Raw genomic sequence first — 17,279 nt, 5'->3', positions numbered from 1 at the left:
ATTGCCGTAATTTTCTTAGTAGTTTACCCTTATATTTTTCAATCCTGACATCTCAAAATTACTGACATAAAGGAGTAACTGTGAAAAAATCTGGATGGACCTTACTCGGGTTCATTTTTATTGGTGGGTTGTTGGGCGGAGTTCTTGGGGAAATTCTTCGGGTATTCACGCCATCCGGCACCGTTCAAAATATTTTTGCCCGTTCCGTTTCTCCTGGGTTGGACCCTCCCTTCACAGTTGATTTGGTTCTTCTCAAAATCACGCTTGGGTTTATTCTCAAAATCAATCTTCTCACGTTGCTGGGAATTTTCTTAGGAATTTACCTGTACAAAAATATCTAATTCCGTCCTGATTTGGATTTGGTAATTCAATAATTTTGAGATTTGCCAAAACAAGATCCCGTGACTACTCCCTCAAGTATTTTCAGAAAGCGTTCCACCCAACTGTAACTCTTGTTGTCGCAATCCACGGATTTTGTCGCGCAACTTCGCCGCGCGTTCAAACTCTAGAGCCTTGGCTGCAACTTTCATTTCCTTGTTCAACGCCTCAATCGTTTTTTCTATTTCTGATTCATCCCCATACACCACCTCTTTTTCCGCGGCGACTCCAAGATCAAGATAATCCGCCTCAGCTATCTGATATTCCAGATCATGAATTCGCTTTTTGATCGTCGCCGGCGTTATTCCATGAACAGCATTATATTCAGCTTGGATGGTACGCCGGCGGGCCGTCTCGTCAATGGTCGTCCTCATGGAGTCAGTAATGATATCGCCATAAAGAATGACCCGACCTTCACTATTCCGCGCCGCCCGCCCTGCGGTTTGAATCAGCGCACGATGCCCGCGGAGAAAACCTTCCTTATCCGCATCCAACACCCCCACCAAAGCGACCTCGGGCAAATCCAAACCCTCGCGTAAGAGGTTAATGCCGACGAGTACATCAAACTTGCCTCGACGAAGATCCCGAATAATGTCGGCCCGTTCGAGGGTCTTAATATCCGAATGCAGATACCGCACTTTCAAGCCCTGTTCATGGTAATACTCCGAAAGATCTTCGGCCATACGTTTGGTCAGCGTCGTAACCAATACGCGAAAACCTTGCTTAATGGTGCCTTTCACCTCGCCGAGTAAATGCTCCACTTGCCCCTTGGCAGGAATCACTTCTACCACAGGATCCATTAATCCCGTGGGGCGAATTATTTGCTCCACGACTTCTTTTCCCGCATGTTTTAATTCATAGGGACCTGGAGTGGCCGAGACATACACTGCCTGATTGACAAACCCCCCAAACTCTTGAAACGTCAGCGGTCGATTATCCAAAGCAGAGGGAAGCCGAAAGCCATATTCCACCAACGTCTTCTTGCGAGAGCGATCGCCCTCATACATCCCTCCAAATTGCGGAATGGTCACATGCGCTTCATCCACCACCAGGAGATAATCTTTGGGAAAATAATCTAGCAGGGTCGGAGGGGGTTCACCTGGCGCTCGACCACTCAAATGGCGAGAATAGTTTTCGATTCCATGGCAATAGCCCATCGCCCGAATCATTTCCAGATCAAACCGCGTCCGCTGTTCAATGCGTTGCGCTTCAAGAAGTTGGTTATTTTTACTGAAATACGCAATCCTTTCCTCCAACTCTTCTTCAATCCCCTTCAATGCACCTTCATACCGATCCGGCGCAATGACGTAATGGCTTTTGGGATAAATGGGTATTTTTGACAAGCGTTTCAACGACTGGCCAGTGAGCGGATCGATCTCTGAAATCGAATCCACGGTATCGCCAAACAATTCCACACGAATGGTGTTGGAATCCGAGGCAGCTGGAAAAATTTCAATCACATCGCCGCGCGCACGAAACATTCCACGTTGCAACTCCAGATCATTGCGGGAGTATTGAATATCCACCAGTTTTGCCAATATTGCTTCCCGGCGAATTTCCATGCCTTCTTCCAGAAACAACAACATTTCATGGTAGACCTCTGGAGATCCCAACCCATAGATACAGGACACCGACGCGACAATAATAATGTCGTCCCGTTCCAAGAGTGCGGAAGTTGCCGCATGTCGCATCTGATCGATGGTGTCATTAATTGCCGAGTCTTTGGCAATGTAGGTATCCGTCGTCGGAATGTATGCTTCGGGCTGATAGTAGTCGTAATAACTAACGAAATACTCCACCGCATTGTCGGGGAAAAAACTTTTAAATTCCTGATACAATTGCGCAGCCAAGGTTTTGTTATGCACCACGACCAACGTCGGTTTCTGAACGTTGGCAATGACATTTGCCATGGTAAATGTCTTGCCCGACCCCGTGACCCCTAGAAGCACCTGGTGTTTCTTGTTCTCTCGAACCCCCTGTGTCAGTGATGCAATCGCCTGCCCCTGATCGCCTTTGGGAGAAAATTCCGACTGTAAATTGAACTTCGCCATTCGTTATCTTGAATCCCTATTCTTCCGAAATTATATAAAGCCCTTCCAGATTACCCTACCAGGATCCCTCCAAAAAAATGCAGCCGTCAATCGAGTGACAAATTCTTGACCATGTCCACATTTTTGACAAATTCCCCATGGCAACTCGGCAATTCCCCTTCACCAAGAGTTCTGGCTGTTTAGGACTTCCATTTCCAGCACCCATACCCAGGCCAGAAAATCATGGCTTATTTTCCCTTTGTAATTAATAGGTTAGAAACAACCTCATTATTTCATTTTCAGTTTTGTCATGAATAAAACATTTTGGAAAAATCCGTGTTGGCATCTGGATTGCTTAATTTTTCTCAATAAAGTTGCCGATGAAAGAAATATAAGGAAAGCAACAGAAACCAAGGGAGGTAGTTATGCCTCATCACTCAGGTTTCACCAAGCGTTCCACCGAGTCAAGCGCTCACAGATTTCTCCTCCTTTCCTTGCTGAGTGCCGGGATCTTGCTTTCTAGTATGCCGGCTCGCGGGGCGCCAAATCCTACTCCGCTGAAATATCAACAATTGGCCGTTCCGATTCTTGGGGTCACACTCAACCAAGAACACCAACCCATGGGGATTGTCACCCATGTCGTCATCTACTTCGAACAACGACCCGACCACAATGGATTACAGCTCCGCTTCCGAATTGATCCCGGTCGATTCTCTCCATATGCACAACATGCCGTTACCCAAGCCATCGCTCGAGCCTGCCAAGCCGCCCATCTTCGGCTTGACTCCTGGACGATCTATCTGACCTTTCCTTATCAGGGATTGACGATGTATGGAGATAGTTTATCCGCCATGGTGGGATTAAGCGTCGTCGCCATGGCAAAAGGAGACATGGTAATTTTTGGACGGGCCATTACCGGGACCATCACTGAAGATGGGCACATCGGCGCAGTTGGCGGTATTCCCTATAAAGTCGAAGCCGCCTATGCAGAGCATATGGATCGGATCGTGATTCCTGAGGAACGCGACTTGAGGGATGACGAATGGCAAACACCTTTTATGATGCAAGTTTCTCCAGTGAGTACCCTCGACAAGGCCTACTATGTCCTCACTGGGCACACACTCCAATAACACCGTTGAGCCTCACGACAATCGAGGGCATGAGGCCCTTCTCCCTCAACTAAAACAACCCCAAGATGTCACCCTTGGAATCTACTCCCACGACTTCCGCTGCTGGCACTTGGGGAAGACCCGGCATGGTCATGATGTCCCCAGTTAACACCACGATGAATTCAGCTCCGAGTGAAAGTCGCACTTCTCGTATAGGAATGGTAAACCCTGTTGGCGCCCCTTTCTTCGAAGGATCCGTTGAAAAACTGTATTGAGTCTTCGCCATACAAACCGGGTAATGCCCATAGCCGGCGTTCTCTAGCTCTTCAAAACGTTTAAGCACGGCATAGGGAATATCGGCATCATCGGCCCCATAAATTTCTCGGGATACGGTTCTCACTTTTTCGGCCAGCGACATTTCGTCGGGGTACAAGGTATGAAATTTTGATGGCTCGTTTTCGATCGTTTTCACGACTAACTCCGCCAAGGCCCTGGCCCCTTCCCCCCCGTGTGCCCAATGATTGGATAAGGCAACCTTCACCCCCCGACCCGCACAAATTTCATGTACTAGGTCCAGCTCCGCTTTTGTATCACTCGCAAATTGATTAATTGCCACCAGCACTGGCACGCCAAACTTTTTAAGATTGTCGAGGTGCCGCACTAAATTCGGCAGTCCCCGATTCACGGCTTCGAGATTTTCTGTTCCCAGCTCTTTGGGATTAACTCCTCCATGGAGTTTTAAAGCTTTCACCGTCGCCACCACCACGGCACAGGCGGGCTCAAAACCAGCTCGTCGACATTTGATGTTCAAAAATTTTTCAGCTCCTAGATCTGCGCCGAACCCGGCCTCCGTCACCACATAGTCCGCCAATTTTAAGGCCGCGTTGGTTGCGACCACCGAGTTACACCCATGCGCGATATTCCCAAATGGTCCCCCATGCACAAAAGCTGGGTTATGCTCCAGCGTCTGAACAAGGTTGGGATTTAAGGCATCCTTTAATAAGGCGGTCATCGCCCCTTCGGCCTTGATATCTTTGGCAAACACAAACTCTTTCTTCGCAGTGCGTCCAACCTTGATATTTCCCAAACGGCGTTGTAGATCGTGTAAATCCGTCGCCAGACACAAAATGGCCATCACTTCCGAGGCCGCGGTAATATCAAACTTTCCCTCCCGCGCAAACCCATTAGTCACAGATCCGATTCCCGTCACAATACTTCGAAGCGAGCGATCATTCATGTCCATGGTACGCCGCCAGGTGATTCGCCTTGCGTCCAACATGGGGGAATGTCCCCAATACAGATGGTTATCGACCATCGCGGCTAATAAATTATGGGCTGAAGTGATAGCATGGAAATCGCCGGTGAAATGCAGGTTGATATCACTCATTGGAACCACCTGCGCATACCCTCCCCCGCAGGCTCCTCCCTTCATCCCAAAACACGGCCCCAGGCTTGGCTCACGCAAGGCAGCCATCGCTTTTTTTCCGATGCAGTTGAGCCCATCCACAAGGCCTACGGATGTCGTAGTCTTTCCCTCGCCAGCCATTGTTGGGGTCATGGCTGTCATAAGGATCAATTTACTGGAAGGACGATAAGGGAGCTTTTTGATAAAGGCTAGCGGCACTTTGGCTTTATACCATCCAAAGGGCTCTAAATCCTTGACTGACAACCCAAGTTTTTTTTCGGCAACGTCGCCAATCGGCCATAATTTCGCACAATTGGCAATTTCAATATTACTGAGTGGAACAGCCATAAGTTTTTCGCACTTCCCTTCATTCATTTACTAAACATGATAACATTAGAGCTGGGGCATGCATTGTATCGTGATCTATGATACAGAACCAACTCCCTCAAAGATGCTTGAATAGACTGTTCCATCCTCTAGAACACCGGACATAATTACAGACTTGGTATTTCAATACCCTTTTGCTAAGAAAGCTTCATGCTTATGACCCATTACATGATAAAAACGCTTTTTCTTATCCTCTTTTTCCTCCCGTCGTGGACATTGGCCCTAGAATTCCAGGTCGGGCAATCGGTCAAGCTGAACTCCCCCAAAACCATCGGTGTGCCTCTTCACCAGAAACCCACGCCCAGCTATTGGAAACACATCCCAAACGGATCACGAGGGATCGTGCAAAAATTGAGCGAGGATCACAAGTGGATCTTCATCAAATTTTCATCTGGAGAAAATGCCTGGGTGAAACCCAAGTTTATTCAAACCAATTCGGCACCACCACAGCAAGAATCACAGCCCATACCCCAGCCAGAGTCGCAATCCATATCATCCACAAAGTTCCATACCAGTTCCAAAGAAGAGGAAGCATTAGTGTGGGGCTCACGGGAAGGCTGCCAGCAAGTGGTACAAGATGGCGGACGTATGGCTATATCCTCCCCTGAAACCCTTCGGGTAGGGACATGGAATATTCGCTGGTTTCCCTATGGCCATCCTCCTGCCCAAAAAGGCAAGGAGGCAGAAGAAACCGATGTGCCTTGGATCATCTGCACGATCGAATGGATGAACGTGGATATTCTAGCCGTACAAGAAAGTCTCGACACTTCAAAGGCCATTAAAACGTGGAAGACCGTTTTAGCCTCTCTGGAAAACACCACTGGAAATTCCTGGCGGTGGATCCTTCAACGGTGCGGAGAGCCGGAGAGCCATAAGATCGGGTATCTCTGGAATACCAAACGTGTGGATTTGACCTTGCCCAAAAGTCTGTGGACCTTCAACGTCAAAGCCCCCTCAAATGGCAAACCCTGTGAAGGGGGACTTCGCCCAGGACATTATGCGTATGTCCAAGCACAACCACAGCCGGGAGCCGACTTCCATCTCATTGCGCTTCATTTGAAATCTGGACCAACGGTTTTCGCCGTGGAAGATCGACAGAAAGCTCTCAACCGGATTGACCGAACAGTCAGTTCCTTTCTAGAAAAAGATCAAGATGTCATCATTCTTGGAGATTTCAACACCATGGGGGCAGGAGACAATGCCTCCCGACTTTCGGAATTAAAATATGTCCGGCGAATGGTATCCAAAGAAATGCCTGGGTTCCAGGATCTCCCGTTAGTGCCGCAATGTTCCCATTATTTTCGAGGACGTGGTGGATGGCTCGATCATGTATTGGTCAATCATGGAATGGAGGAAGTCCGCACACGATCGGCCCGGGTCACCGGATATTGCGCCATTGCCGGATGTGAACGAATTGCGGGAGACTATCCCTTAGCCTATCAACGGCTATCCGACCATTGCCCGGTGGTCATCGACATTCACAACCAAGATCAGGATTAAGGCGACCATGTCAGACCGCCAGGCCACCAGATGCGCTTGGGCCAAGAATGAACGACTGATTCTCTACCATGACACGGAGTGGGGCATTCCTCTTCATGACGACCGCCGACTATTCGAATTTTTAATTCTCGAAGGCGCGCAAGCTGGGCTCAGTTGGCACACGATCTTGCAAAAGCGGGAAGCCTTTCGTGAGGCTTTTGACCAATTCGACCCCACTCGTATCGCGAAGTACACCAATCCAAAAATTCAACAACTGCTCAAGAATGCTGGCATCATTCGCAACCGACTGAAAATCAATTCGGCCATCAGCAACGCGCAGGCATACTTGGCCCTCCGAAAGGAATTTGGCTCTTTTGATGAATACATTTGGCAATTCGTCCAGAAGAAGCCCATCAAGAATCGTTGGAAAACTCACCAAGACATCCCGTGCTCTACCAAGGAATCCGATGCGATGAGCAAGGACCTCAAACGACGAGGATTCTCCTTCGTCGGCACCACGATTTGCTACGCCTTCATGCAAGCCACCGGTATGGTAAACGACCATACCATCGATTGTTATCGCTATAAAGAACTCGCATAATTTTTGTTGCCCCCCCCACCCAAGCCTCACGACACCACACTCAGAATGTAGGATTAAGCCACCTCATTGCCGAAGTGTTTCATTAGAAACCATGCGCTTTACTACCTAGGGTTAACCACATCAGTATATTTTTTTAATAAAAGATCTTGACAAAAATAAAAAAAACATCAATATATAGTAGCACCTATAATTAATACCCACAGGATATGTGCTTTTGAAATGTGAAAAATTGGCGTAAATCTTAGGATTTTGGCACTTCGACAACCCGAGATAATGCACTCTCGACATGGATTCAAGGATCGAATCAAATACTGAAAGGAGGCAAGGTATGGCGAGTCAGATGATTATTGAACGAGAGGAAACTATCTTCAAAAAACGAAAACCAAAACTCGGGGAACAGTGGTTTGTAAGAATCTCGTGCAATTTATTCGAACCCCGCATTTATGGTCCCTTTCTGGCAGAGCAAGATGCCGAACGATTTCGTGAAGGGGCGGAGTTTGAATTACGAAAACTCTTGGATTACCAACTTCCTATTCTTTCCGGAGAATACCGACTTCCACACCCGCACATGGAATTGTAACTCTACCTTCGTTCGTTCCTCTGTTTTGGTGGGCAACCGGTTAGGAGTCTCTTTTTTTCTACCCTCCTCATTTTTCCAACTCTGCGGAATTCCCGTCGGCCAGTGTTTTGCGTATCACCGCCACACCCGACGCGATAACCAGAATAGGAATCCAGACGTAGAAGATTTCACTAGCAATGACCTCCAACCCTCGCCATCCGAAAAACTCTGCCCCAATGGGCGAAACCAGGATCGGAGTCCAAGGAAGAAAATACCGAGTATTATCAAACGGAGCAAAAAACGCGACGCCTAGCCCCCCGTTCGTCATGGCATCCAATACTCCATGAGATGCGGTCACCACCGTAAAATGGAAGATGAGGATCCACCACAATGTTGAACCACGAACGACATGGGAAAATCCTACCATAACCGTCACGAGCCCCACTCCAAAGGAAAAACTCAGTGAATGCATGAAGCCCCGATGGCCCAACGCATGCCCATAGTCAATGCCCATAAACAATCCAAGAACATCCACATCTGGCAACACCGAACAGAGAACCGACCACATCCAAAAACGCACGGTTCGAACATGGGGAACTTGCGCCTTTCCCAAGGCACCAGCTACAAAAGCATGGGTTAACCAAGAAGCCATAAGATTATTGCACCGGTAACAAATTCCTCGTGCGTGAACATTCTCGACATGGTAGAAAGAAAAAATAAGTCCAAAACGCAATAAGAATGTTACTCAGTGAATTCCCATCCATAACCACCTCGGCTTGAATAACCCTCAAGATTCCCCGCATGCCCCACCAATGTCCTATCATGGTCTTCCATAGAGTTTTGGTAATCCTAAGCTTTCTGGCAGTGCCGATTCTGGCCCACGGATCAGACACCGTTAGATCCCACCCGCGTCCCTACCCAGGCCAGCCTTTACATGAAGATTTGTCTTTTACCAAAACGTCGAGATATCTCACGATGCCGGATGGAATCAAACTTGCGGTCGATGTGTATTTGCCTTCCACCTGGCATCCCGGGCAACGGATGCCGACCATTCTTCATCAAACGCGATATTGGCGAGCCATGGCCTACCGATGGCCCCTAAGCGCCTTCAAGGAATCTCTCCCCCGTGGGCTGATGGGTCACTATGCCAAACGTTTTTTGGCGAATGGATATGCATGGATGAGTGTCGACGTTCGCGGATCGGGCGCCTCCTTTGGTCATCGCCGTTACTCACATGCCCCGGAAGAAATCAGCGATGGCGGACATATTGTCGATTGGATACTGCAACAACCATGGTCGAATGGGCAGGTTGGCTCGTTGGGCATTTCCTACTCAGGCGCCTCCGCCGAATTACTTCTTGTGAACCAGCACCCAGCGGTGAAGGCCGTTGCCCCCATGTTTTCGGGATTTGATCTCTATCCGGAAATCGCGTTTCCAGGCGGGATTCACCTGACTTGGTTTACCAACACCTGGCAACAAATCACGGATAGTTTAGATCAAAACACTTTGCCCTTTGGAGGATGGCTTGCGAACTTGTCCATCATTGGTGTTCACCCCGTTGACGAAGATCCCAACGAAACTATGCTCTCTAAAGCAATTGCCTCCCATCGCTTAAATTGGAAACCCCATAAGGAAGCTCTGGGTATTACCTTTCGCGACGATACCCCACCTTCGAATCATGATTTACCCAACATCGATGCCTTGGGGCCCATGTGGTATCAAGATACAATCGACCGTTCAGGAGCCGCCGTCTACAGCTTTACGGGATGGTTTGATGGCGGGTATCAACATGCCGCAATCCGCCGCCATTTAACACTCACCAATCCCCAAAACAAATTAATTATTGGCCCATGGGACCATGGAGGACGCCGACAAATCAGCCCGTATAGCCTTGGGCCAGCACAGTTCGATCATGTTGGTGAACTGCTGAAGTTCTTTGATTACCATCTAAAATCACTCCACACGGGAATTGACCAAGAAGCACCGATCCATTACTTCACCATGGGGGAGGAACAATGGAAAGCCACCAACATGTGGCCACCAATGACGACCCCGCTGACATTGCACCTTGCGCCACAGTATGAATTACAAAAAGAATCCGCGACGGAGGAACAGGCAAAAGATATCTATTCAGTGGATACCACTGCCGGGACAGGTCCTGAGTCTCGCTGGCATACACTCGTTGGATTACCCATTAATAACCCCTATCCAGACCGCTCTGAACAAGATGAAAAATTGCTGGTTTACACCTCCACCCCTTTAATAGAAGATATAGAAATTACCGGTCACCCCTCCACAACTTTGCATCTCAGCACTTCAAGTACGGACGCCACAATCTTTGTTTATCTTGAAGATGTGAGCGACGAAGGAAAAGTCTCATACGTGACAGAAGGCATGCTCCGAGGACTTCACCGACAATTCAACGGGGCGAGAGCTCCTTACCGCGATCCAATTCCCTACCGAAGCTACCGACGTGCTGATGGTGCGCCAATGATTCCTGGAGAAGTCGCCACCCTCTCTTTTAACCTCCTCCCCACCTCATATCTGTTCAAAAAAGGGAACCGAATTCGCTTGGCCATCGCCGGGGTAGACAAGGATCATTTTCTGATTTTACCTGGGCCTCCCCCCACTTTGAGCATATATCGCAGTCACCAATATCCGTCGCAACTCATCCTCCCTCATGTCAGTCACAAAAAGTAGTCGTCCACCATTTATGCACAGATACGTATTGCATTCTACTTATAAAAATTCGTGTAACTAATTGAATTATTGTACTTTTAAAACAAACATTTTTGTCGTCCACTGAAAATGGGGACAAACTTGTGAATAAGGTTCTCACAACTAAAAATGATCAAGATGGGAGGCTGTTTTTACCTACTTGCACATTTTTTAGGCATTGTGGCCACATTATTTACACCACAAAATCCATGGTGGGAAAGACCCTTGAGTGAGGATACGTAGAGGGCAGATATGAAGTTTTTTTTGAGGCTCCGGCAAGGCGGTATCTTTACCAAAACCGATGCCTCCGAACTTCGTTCCTGTCCATTTTCGACCAACTCTAGGATGATTAAAACAGGCGTAGAAGTTTATTCTAAGTTAGAAATCTAAGTCTTCATCCTCCCAGCGTTTTTTGATGGCAGCGGCTCGCTTTCGCTGCTTTCTGGCAGCATAAAACACCAAGGCCGTAATCATTAGCCATATCATCCCTGAACTCGTGGCCACAGGGATCCATCGATTCCACAAGGTTTGCTGATTCCAAAATTTGGCTTCGGCTTGGTCGAGTGTCATTAGGCTTGTTTGTGCAAAAGCCTCTTGAAATGGGATTCCAAATCTTACCTTGGCGAGCAACCGTTTGGGAAAATCTGGTGAAGTCCGCTCGATTAAATCCAAGGTCAGCGCATGGGCAATGATATAGGCTCTCCGCGCTGAAGAGCTATCGACCACAAATGCCTGCGTCAAATCTTCGAGCGACATTTGGTGACCAGAAACCATAGCCCATACTAACCTCGCGCGATCTTCGATATTCCAAGTACGATCGGCGATCATGGCCAGCCCTTCATCAAACCATCTCGGGAGAGCATGGCCCCCTGCGGCCCGATGAGTCAGTATATGACCTATTTCATGGAGCAACACACCTTCAAGTGAATCATAGGGATAGTTGGGAACCCGATCGGGAAGCAGAACCACTAACGACGTGTGACCTACAGCGTACCCGACCACCCACTCCGGGACTCGCTTGGCTAAATCTGACTCATTCGGGGCAAGAATGACATGAATAGGAGGACCTGGTTGTTCCAACCCCGCAAGATCCATAATGGCCAATAAATGCTTGGGATCAACCTGCTGCAATCGTTGAGCAATTGGCTGCAGCGTTGTAGGGAATTCAAATGCCAAGGAGGGCGGAGTTACCGCCAACACCGAGGACGGCATGAACCAGCCATGACCCATCAGGAACAAAGTCATCATTGCCGCAATGCCTAACAGATTTTTTGACAGATTTCCCACTCCCCACTCCGAAAAAAGACTGCTGGGCCTACCCGTGGTGGCTAGTGTTTCATCCGAAGTTCCATTCAGATTATTCTTGGAGGCCCCGTAAATTTGATGCAGACTAAGGAAGGAATACTTCTGTATCACACAGCGAATTGAAAAGACGTTAGGGCAGAAGATTATTCGCTGAGCAAATTTAAGTTAGCAGGGACCAGGCGAGAACACTACCAAAGCCCATGGCAAAGACACCAGCACAGACCTTTATGGGCATGTGCCAATGGATAGCTCGTTGGGCCAAGAAAATAAATGGCATGCTGATGAAGGTACTCATCACAAACATGCCCAGAATGGTGCCTGTGCCAAACACGACGATGTACATCAGTCCAAGAACAATTGAAGGCATCGTCGCCATTACCGTGAGGGTTAAGGCCGCGCTTCCGGCTATGCCATGGACCAGCCCCACGCCAAACGCCTTTTGCAGAGAGTTTCTGACATGATGGTGCGAATGCACTTCTTGATTCTGGACGTGAACATGCACATGAGTATGAGTACTGTCATCGTGTGAATGAGTGTGAGCATGAAGGGTGAGGGGCCGTCTTGCGCGCCACAGCAAAAGCGCCCCCAGCCCAACGATCATTCCGGCCACCAACACTTCCATACTAGTCGCCACAATCTCGGGAATTTGCCATTTGAGACTCAACACGAGGCTACCAATCACCGTGAGAGTCAGTGTATGACCAATGCCCCAACAAATTCCAAGTAGGGATGACCGTTTTAGACTCTCTGTTTCGGCAGCCAACGTGCCCACCGCCACAACATGATCGGCATCTAACGCATGCGAAAGGCCGAGTAAAAATCCAAGAAATAGGGAACTTAGAATGAGATCATCCATCACGCGTATACCGATACAATTTCTTTTGTACTGTTTGGTTAGTAAGACCGCCTACCCTACAACTTATCCAGCCCGTCGAACAACCAAGACTCCATCTCGAATCGTGACTAAGACCGAGGTCACCCGTGGGTCTGCAGCTACGACCCGATTCAGTTCCTGAATGGCCCCGGTAGAATTGTCAAGGGGCGGATGCAGGATGACATCCCCATTCCACAACACATTATCGATAAGCATGATGCCTGTGGCAGCCAACAGTTCCAAACCACGCTGGTAGTAATTCACATAATTGATCTTATCCGCGTCAATAAATATGACATCGAAATGGCCTGAGAGTTGCTTCATTGTCTCTAGCGCTGGAGCGACATGCGCGTGAATTTTTCTTCCCATCGTGCTTTGATCCCAAAATTTTTGCGCAAATTCCGACGTCTCCGGATCAATATCGCATGTGATGACTTGCCCTTCAGCTGGTAGCGCCTCGGCAAAACATAAGGCACTGTATCCGGTAAACGTCCCAATTTCTAAGACTCGCTTTGCGCTAACTACTTGCGTCATCATTTTGAGAAACGCGCCCTCTAATGGCCCAACCACCATTTGAGGAAGTTCAACCGATCGATAGGTTTCTTCGCGTAATCGCCGGCAGACATCGGACTCCTGAGTGGAATGCGCTTCCGCATAGGCATCGATTTCAGGCGCAATAAGATTTTTCATTTACACCTCTGAAAATTTTTCATACCTCAGTTGCTGGAGACCCCATTGACAGCGCGGCCATTGTGAAGGCTTTTCTGGGAACATTGCAATCCGCTGAATCTCTTTGTAGAGTCCACATCGAACAATTTGATCACAATGCATACTTGCGCCAAAAGAGGACCCTTTTATGTCGGACACCACCAACGGATTCGCATTACTCAACACCAAGCTTCGTGAGATTCAACATTTACGGGATGCTTCCGCCGTACTGTCTTGGGATCAGGAAACCTATATGCCTTCAGGCGGCGGACCAGCGCGTGCCGAGCAAATTGCTTTATTGCAAACTTTGGCCCATGACAAGTTTGTATCCGCCGACATAGAAAATCTCCTCACGCCTTATATTGATCCAACCACTGGGTTGGCCAACGACAAAGCCTCGGGACTCGATGACGCATCAAAAGCCCTGCTTCGAGAAACCTGGCGCGATTTTAGCCGGGCAAAAAAACTCCCCTCGGATTTTGTCACCAAACTTGGACGTGAATGCTCCCTCGCACAACAAGTTTGGGCCGAGGCCCGCCAAGAAAACAATTTCTCGAAATTTGCTCCCAATCTTCAAACCATCATAGATTTAAAATTTGAAGAAGTAGACTACATTGGCTACATCGATTCACCATACAACACATTGCTTGACACATACGAGCCAGGTTCCACCGTCGCTCAACTTAACCCTCTGTTCTTGAGGCTTCGTGAAGGTCTTGTCTCACTGCTTGAGAATATCCGAAATGCCCCAGCGCACCCAGATGATCGCATCTTGTACCAGTCCTACGATCATGATCAGCAACTCGAATTCGGCAAGTTGGTCCTCACTAAAATGGGCTATGACTTTACGCGAGGACGATTAGATGTGTCCGCCCATCCCTTTACGACCTCCTTTCATCCAACAGACGTGCGCGTCACTACCCGCGTCTTTGAAAAAGATTTACCCTCATGCTTATCGAGTTGTATTCATGAGGGAGGGCATGGATTGTATGAACAAGGGTTGCCCCCAGAACATCATGGTACCCCCTTGGGCGAAGCCCTCTCTTTAGGCATTCATGAAAGTCAATCTCGTTTATGGGAAAACTGCGTGGGACGGTCCCGTACATTTTGGGAATACTTTTTTCCCTTATTAAAAAACCGGTTTCCTAACCAGCTTAAATACACAAGTGTGGAAGGCTTTTACGCGGCAATGAATACGGTGAAGCCATCCCTGATCCGTGTCGAAGCTGATGAGGTAACCTACAATCTCCATGTCATGGTCCGATTTGAAATCGAACAAGATGTCATTGGACAATGGGTGAGCGTCAAGGACCTTCCAGATCTTTGGCGGACCAAAATGAAAGATTACCTAGGTATCGTACCCGAACGTGATGCGGACGGCGTGCTTCAAGACGTACATTGGTCCTTCGGCGCATTTGGGTATTTCCCCACCTACACCCTTGGCAATCTTTACGCGGCCATGCTCTTCACACAAGCCAAGACTGACGTACCAGAACTCGAATCCCACATTGCTCAGGGAAATCTTCTAGCCTTGAAAGAATGGCTGAATGATCGCATTCATCGTCATGGACGACAATATACTTCCGAAGAACTGATCAAACGGGTCACAGGGAAAACTCTCAGCGCCGAACCTTTCCTCCAAACTCTCACAGAAAAAATGCAAGAGGTTTACCAATTCACATAACGGTTCCGCCTTCCGCTTTAGCAAAAAGTAGTATCTTTTTAGATAAAAGCGCGTATCCAATCAGATACAATTCAACGTATTTCCCTACATAATTATAGCGCGCCAAATAATTTGAGAAATTTTTCCATATAATTTGAGAATGACTACCGGCCATTTTTGCTGATCTGTCGTCCAGACGCACCAAAAGGGCAAGAACTCAAAGCCCTTTCCCTCATCGCCCTGTGGCGGGTTCCTGAACGTCGCTGGTCAGGCTATTTCAAAGATCCATCCGACCCTGCGAAACTTTTCAGCCTCGGCCCCATACGCCATTGTATGGAGACATTGACGGGTCGTTGAACGGCCATTTAACTGGCCATGACCGTGCCCTCACTCGAGCACACCAAACAGATACAACAGGCTGATGAGGACAAAAAGAAACAGGCCAAACGTGAGACCTGGCGGCAAAGGGTGACCGCCCATCCGTCTATACCTTCCGCAAAATTTTAAAGCCGCCCGCATCAGCCACCACCTGGAACGCGCCCGAAACCAAATCTTTCTCCGTGATGGTGCGCCCTTGCCACACAAACCGGCCCTTGTCGAACACCGTGTCGGCGGTGACATCCTCCAGCGCCACGGCCGGCATACGCTCCCAGGCACGTTTGGGATAGGCCAGCTCCACATCTGGCGCGTTGGGGTGCGGCACGAAAAAGCGCACACCGTCCTCGGACTCCACCATCCGCGTATACAACGGGCTCTTGATATTGCGAATTTTAAATGTCATAGGCCTCAAGAAATGTTAATTTGGCGAAATCCGTTTGCGCCGGCTGCGCCATTCCCGGGAGACGGTGACCCTTCAGCCCCGCCAGCCCCACCATTCATAGTAAAGGTCATCCCACTGTCCGCAATGGCTTTGGCAATGATATAGATATTTCCCGCACCGCCCCCTCCACCACCACCAGAGTTTGTAGATGCAGTGCCGCCATTGGGACCATTGTTTCCGCTACTATCTATTTCGGAACTAGCGCCAAAGATGATTGAGGGAGCAATTAAAACAACACTTCCTCCGCCATTCCCGCCACCAGCGCAAGCGGACCCTGAAGAAGCACCACCACCACCACCACCCGCGCCGCCAAAGAGAAAGAATGGGTCGAACCCGACTAGAGCCTGACTTCCCGTCAATGAAGTCGCGGCCGTCCCATCTGTGGAAACACCCCCTCCGGCCCCTCCGGCCCGTTTGGTAAAGTTATGACAAATAGATGCTCCACCATTCCCGGCTTGTCCTTGCAGATGCCCGCCACCACCGCCACCACCAGCCTGATCTGTCCCGGGTTGCCCTGGGTTGCCATTGGTCGTCGAAGGGGCACCACCCGCGCCACCCGCGCCTTTTGCATTAATTTTCCCATTGAGAGTGATGGATTCTGAGGCGATCAACACCAGGCGCAGCCCACCCGCCGGCACCGTGATGGTCACGCCGGCATTCACCGTCAAATTGTTGTAAAAATGCACTCCGCTCAGATTGGTGTTCGACGAAATCACCACCGTGCCCTCATGGGCCTGCGTGCTGCCGGCACCCGTGGCGCGCGGCGTGGACGACAGGCCGAACGGGCTCAACACCCGCAAGTCGACCGTGGACGTCACCGCCGAGCCGCTGGTGGTGGCCGTGCCGATCTTCACACTGTCCGCCGGCGCCGTGCCCGTGGTGTTGACCTCAAACTCCGCCGTCAACACATTGCCCGCCATGTCTTTCGTGAGCTTCAGAAAAATATGATTGGTTTGACTGGCCGTACACACCACCGCCGTGGCCGTATCAATATCGACAATGTGCCCATCGATGTGCGCCAGCCCCGCCGCCACGTCGATCGTCAAATCCGCATCCGAGCTGGGCAGCGTGAACCCGGAGACAATGAAATCGCGATCGAGCAACGTCCGCACCTGCTCGCAGAGCCGTCGCTCCCACAGTTTCACGCCAGCGCCGGCGACCACGCCCACATCATTCGCACTCGGCCAGACAATCGTTCCCATGGACTCTCCTTGTATGTCAGGCGGCGCCGCCGTGCGGCGCC

Annotated in this window: 15 protein-coding genes; 7 read left to right on the top strand and 8 right to left on the bottom strand. The window is 49.3% G+C overall.

The window, feature by feature from the left end; genetic code table 11:
* Window positions 1-80: 80 nt before the first annotated feature.
* Window positions 81-341 (top strand): DUF4321 domain-containing protein, encoded by a 261-nt coding sequence (locus PPG34_RS00965; protein WP_313831256.1) that lies wholly within the window; start codon window positions 81-83, stop codon window positions 339-341.
* Between the two features lie 72 nt (window positions 342-413).
* Here PPG34_RS00965 and uvrB read toward each other — a convergent pair whose 3' ends face one another.
* Window positions 414-2,429, bottom strand: coding sequence for an excinuclease ABC subunit UvrB (uvrB, locus tag PPG34_RS00960; protein WP_313831255.1), 2,016 nt, complete (start codon window positions 2,427-2,429; stop codon window positions 414-416).
* Between the two features lie 404 nt (window positions 2,430-2,833).
* On the opposite strand from uvrB, the gene PPG34_RS00955 reads away from it, so the two are divergent.
* The gene (locus PPG34_RS00955) at window positions 2,834-3,538 is read left to right on the top strand and encodes a S16 family serine protease (RefSeq protein WP_313831254.1); all 705 of its coding nucleotides are present in this window, start codon (window positions 2,834-2,836) and stop codon (window positions 3,536-3,538) included.
* 49 nt (window positions 3,539-3,587) lie between these two features.
* Here the strand turns inward: PPG34_RS00955 and PPG34_RS00950 are convergent, their stop codons facing one another.
* On the bottom strand, window positions 3,588-5,270 hold the full coding sequence (locus PPG34_RS00950; protein ID WP_313831253.1) for a formate--tetrahydrofolate ligase: 1,683 nt from the start codon (window positions 5,268-5,270) through the stop codon (window positions 3,588-3,590).
* Between the two features lie 189 nt (window positions 5,271-5,459).
* Between PPG34_RS00950 and PPG34_RS00945 the strand changes: the two genes are divergently transcribed.
* From PPG34_RS00945 to PPG34_RS00935, 3 genes are all read left to right on the top strand, one after another.
* Window positions 5,460-6,809: an endonuclease/exonuclease/phosphatase family protein gene (locus PPG34_RS00945; protein WP_313831252.1), complete on the top strand. Its 1,350-nt coding sequence runs from the start codon at window positions 5,460-5,462 to the stop codon at window positions 6,807-6,809.
* Between the two features lie 7 nt (window positions 6,810-6,816).
* A complete protein-coding gene (locus tag PPG34_RS00940; RefSeq protein ID WP_313831251.1) occupies window positions 6,817-7,389 on the top strand; it encodes a DNA-3-methyladenine glycosylase I in 573 nt (190 codons plus the stop codon).
* Between the two features lie 328 nt (window positions 7,390-7,717).
* The gene (locus PPG34_RS00935; RefSeq protein ID WP_313831250.1) at window positions 7,718-7,969 is read left to right on the top strand and encodes a hypothetical protein; all 252 of its coding nucleotides are present in this window, start codon (window positions 7,718-7,720) and stop codon (window positions 7,967-7,969) included.
* Window positions 7,970-8,036: 67 nt separating this feature from the next.
* Here PPG34_RS00935 and PPG34_RS00930 read toward each other — a convergent pair whose 3' ends face one another.
* Window positions 8,037-8,600: a metal-dependent hydrolase gene (locus tag PPG34_RS00930; RefSeq protein WP_313831249.1), complete on the bottom strand. Its 564-nt coding sequence runs from the start codon at window positions 8,598-8,600 to the stop codon at window positions 8,037-8,039.
* A 323-nt stretch (window positions 8,601-8,923) separates the two neighbouring features.
* Between PPG34_RS00930 and PPG34_RS00925 the strand changes: the two genes are divergently transcribed.
* Window positions 8,924-10,648, top strand: coding sequence for a CocE/NonD family hydrolase (locus PPG34_RS00925; RefSeq protein ID WP_313831248.1), 1,725 nt, complete (start codon window positions 8,924-8,926; stop codon window positions 10,646-10,648).
* Between the two features lie 396 nt (window positions 10,649-11,044).
* Here PPG34_RS00925 and PPG34_RS00920 read toward each other — a convergent pair whose 3' ends face one another.
* The 3 genes from PPG34_RS00920 to PPG34_RS00910 form a co-directional block, all read right to left on the bottom strand.
* Complete coding sequence (locus PPG34_RS00920; RefSeq protein ID WP_313831247.1) at window positions 11,045-11,953, bottom strand: gluzincin family metallopeptidase; 909 nt, start codon at window positions 11,951-11,953, stop codon at window positions 11,045-11,047.
* Between the two features lie 178 nt (window positions 11,954-12,131).
* Window positions 12,132-12,827: a sulfite exporter TauE/SafE family protein gene (locus PPG34_RS00915; RefSeq protein ID WP_313831246.1), complete on the bottom strand. Its 696-nt coding sequence runs from the start codon at window positions 12,825-12,827 to the stop codon at window positions 12,132-12,134.
* 63 nt (window positions 12,828-12,890) lie between these two features.
* Complete coding sequence (locus PPG34_RS00910; RefSeq protein ID WP_313831245.1) at window positions 12,891-13,535, bottom strand: class I SAM-dependent methyltransferase; 645 nt, start codon at window positions 13,533-13,535, stop codon at window positions 12,891-12,893.
* 166 nt (window positions 13,536-13,701) lie between these two features.
* Here PPG34_RS00910 and PPG34_RS00905 point away from each other — a divergent pair, with 166 nt between their 5' ends.
* Window positions 13,702-15,237 (top strand): carboxypeptidase M32, encoded by a 1,536-nt coding sequence (locus PPG34_RS00905; protein ID WP_313831244.1) that lies wholly within the window; start codon window positions 13,702-13,704, stop codon window positions 15,235-15,237.
* A 463-nt stretch (window positions 15,238-15,700) separates the two neighbouring features.
* Here PPG34_RS00905 and PPG34_RS00900 read toward each other — a convergent pair whose 3' ends face one another.
* Together PPG34_RS00900 and PPG34_RS00895 are read right to left on the bottom strand one after the other, a co-directional pair.
* Window positions 15,701-15,997, bottom strand: coding sequence for a hypothetical protein (locus tag PPG34_RS00900; RefSeq protein WP_313831243.1), 297 nt, complete (start codon window positions 15,995-15,997; stop codon window positions 15,701-15,703).
* A gap of 5 nt (window positions 15,998-16,002) precedes the next feature.
* Window positions 16,003-17,238 (bottom strand): hypothetical protein, encoded by a 1,236-nt coding sequence (locus PPG34_RS00895; protein WP_313831242.1) that lies wholly within the window; start codon window positions 17,236-17,238, stop codon window positions 16,003-16,005.
* Window positions 17,239-17,279 lie beyond the last annotated feature (41 nt).

The organism is Candidatus Nitronereus thalassa (genome assembly GCF_032191465.1).
GTDB lineage: Bacteria > Nitrospirota > Nitrospiria > Nitrospirales > UBA8639 > Nitronereus > Nitronereus thalassa.
The sequence above is the reverse complement of the archived record's forward strand: the minus strand, read 5'-3'. Positions and strand labels throughout refer to the sequence as shown.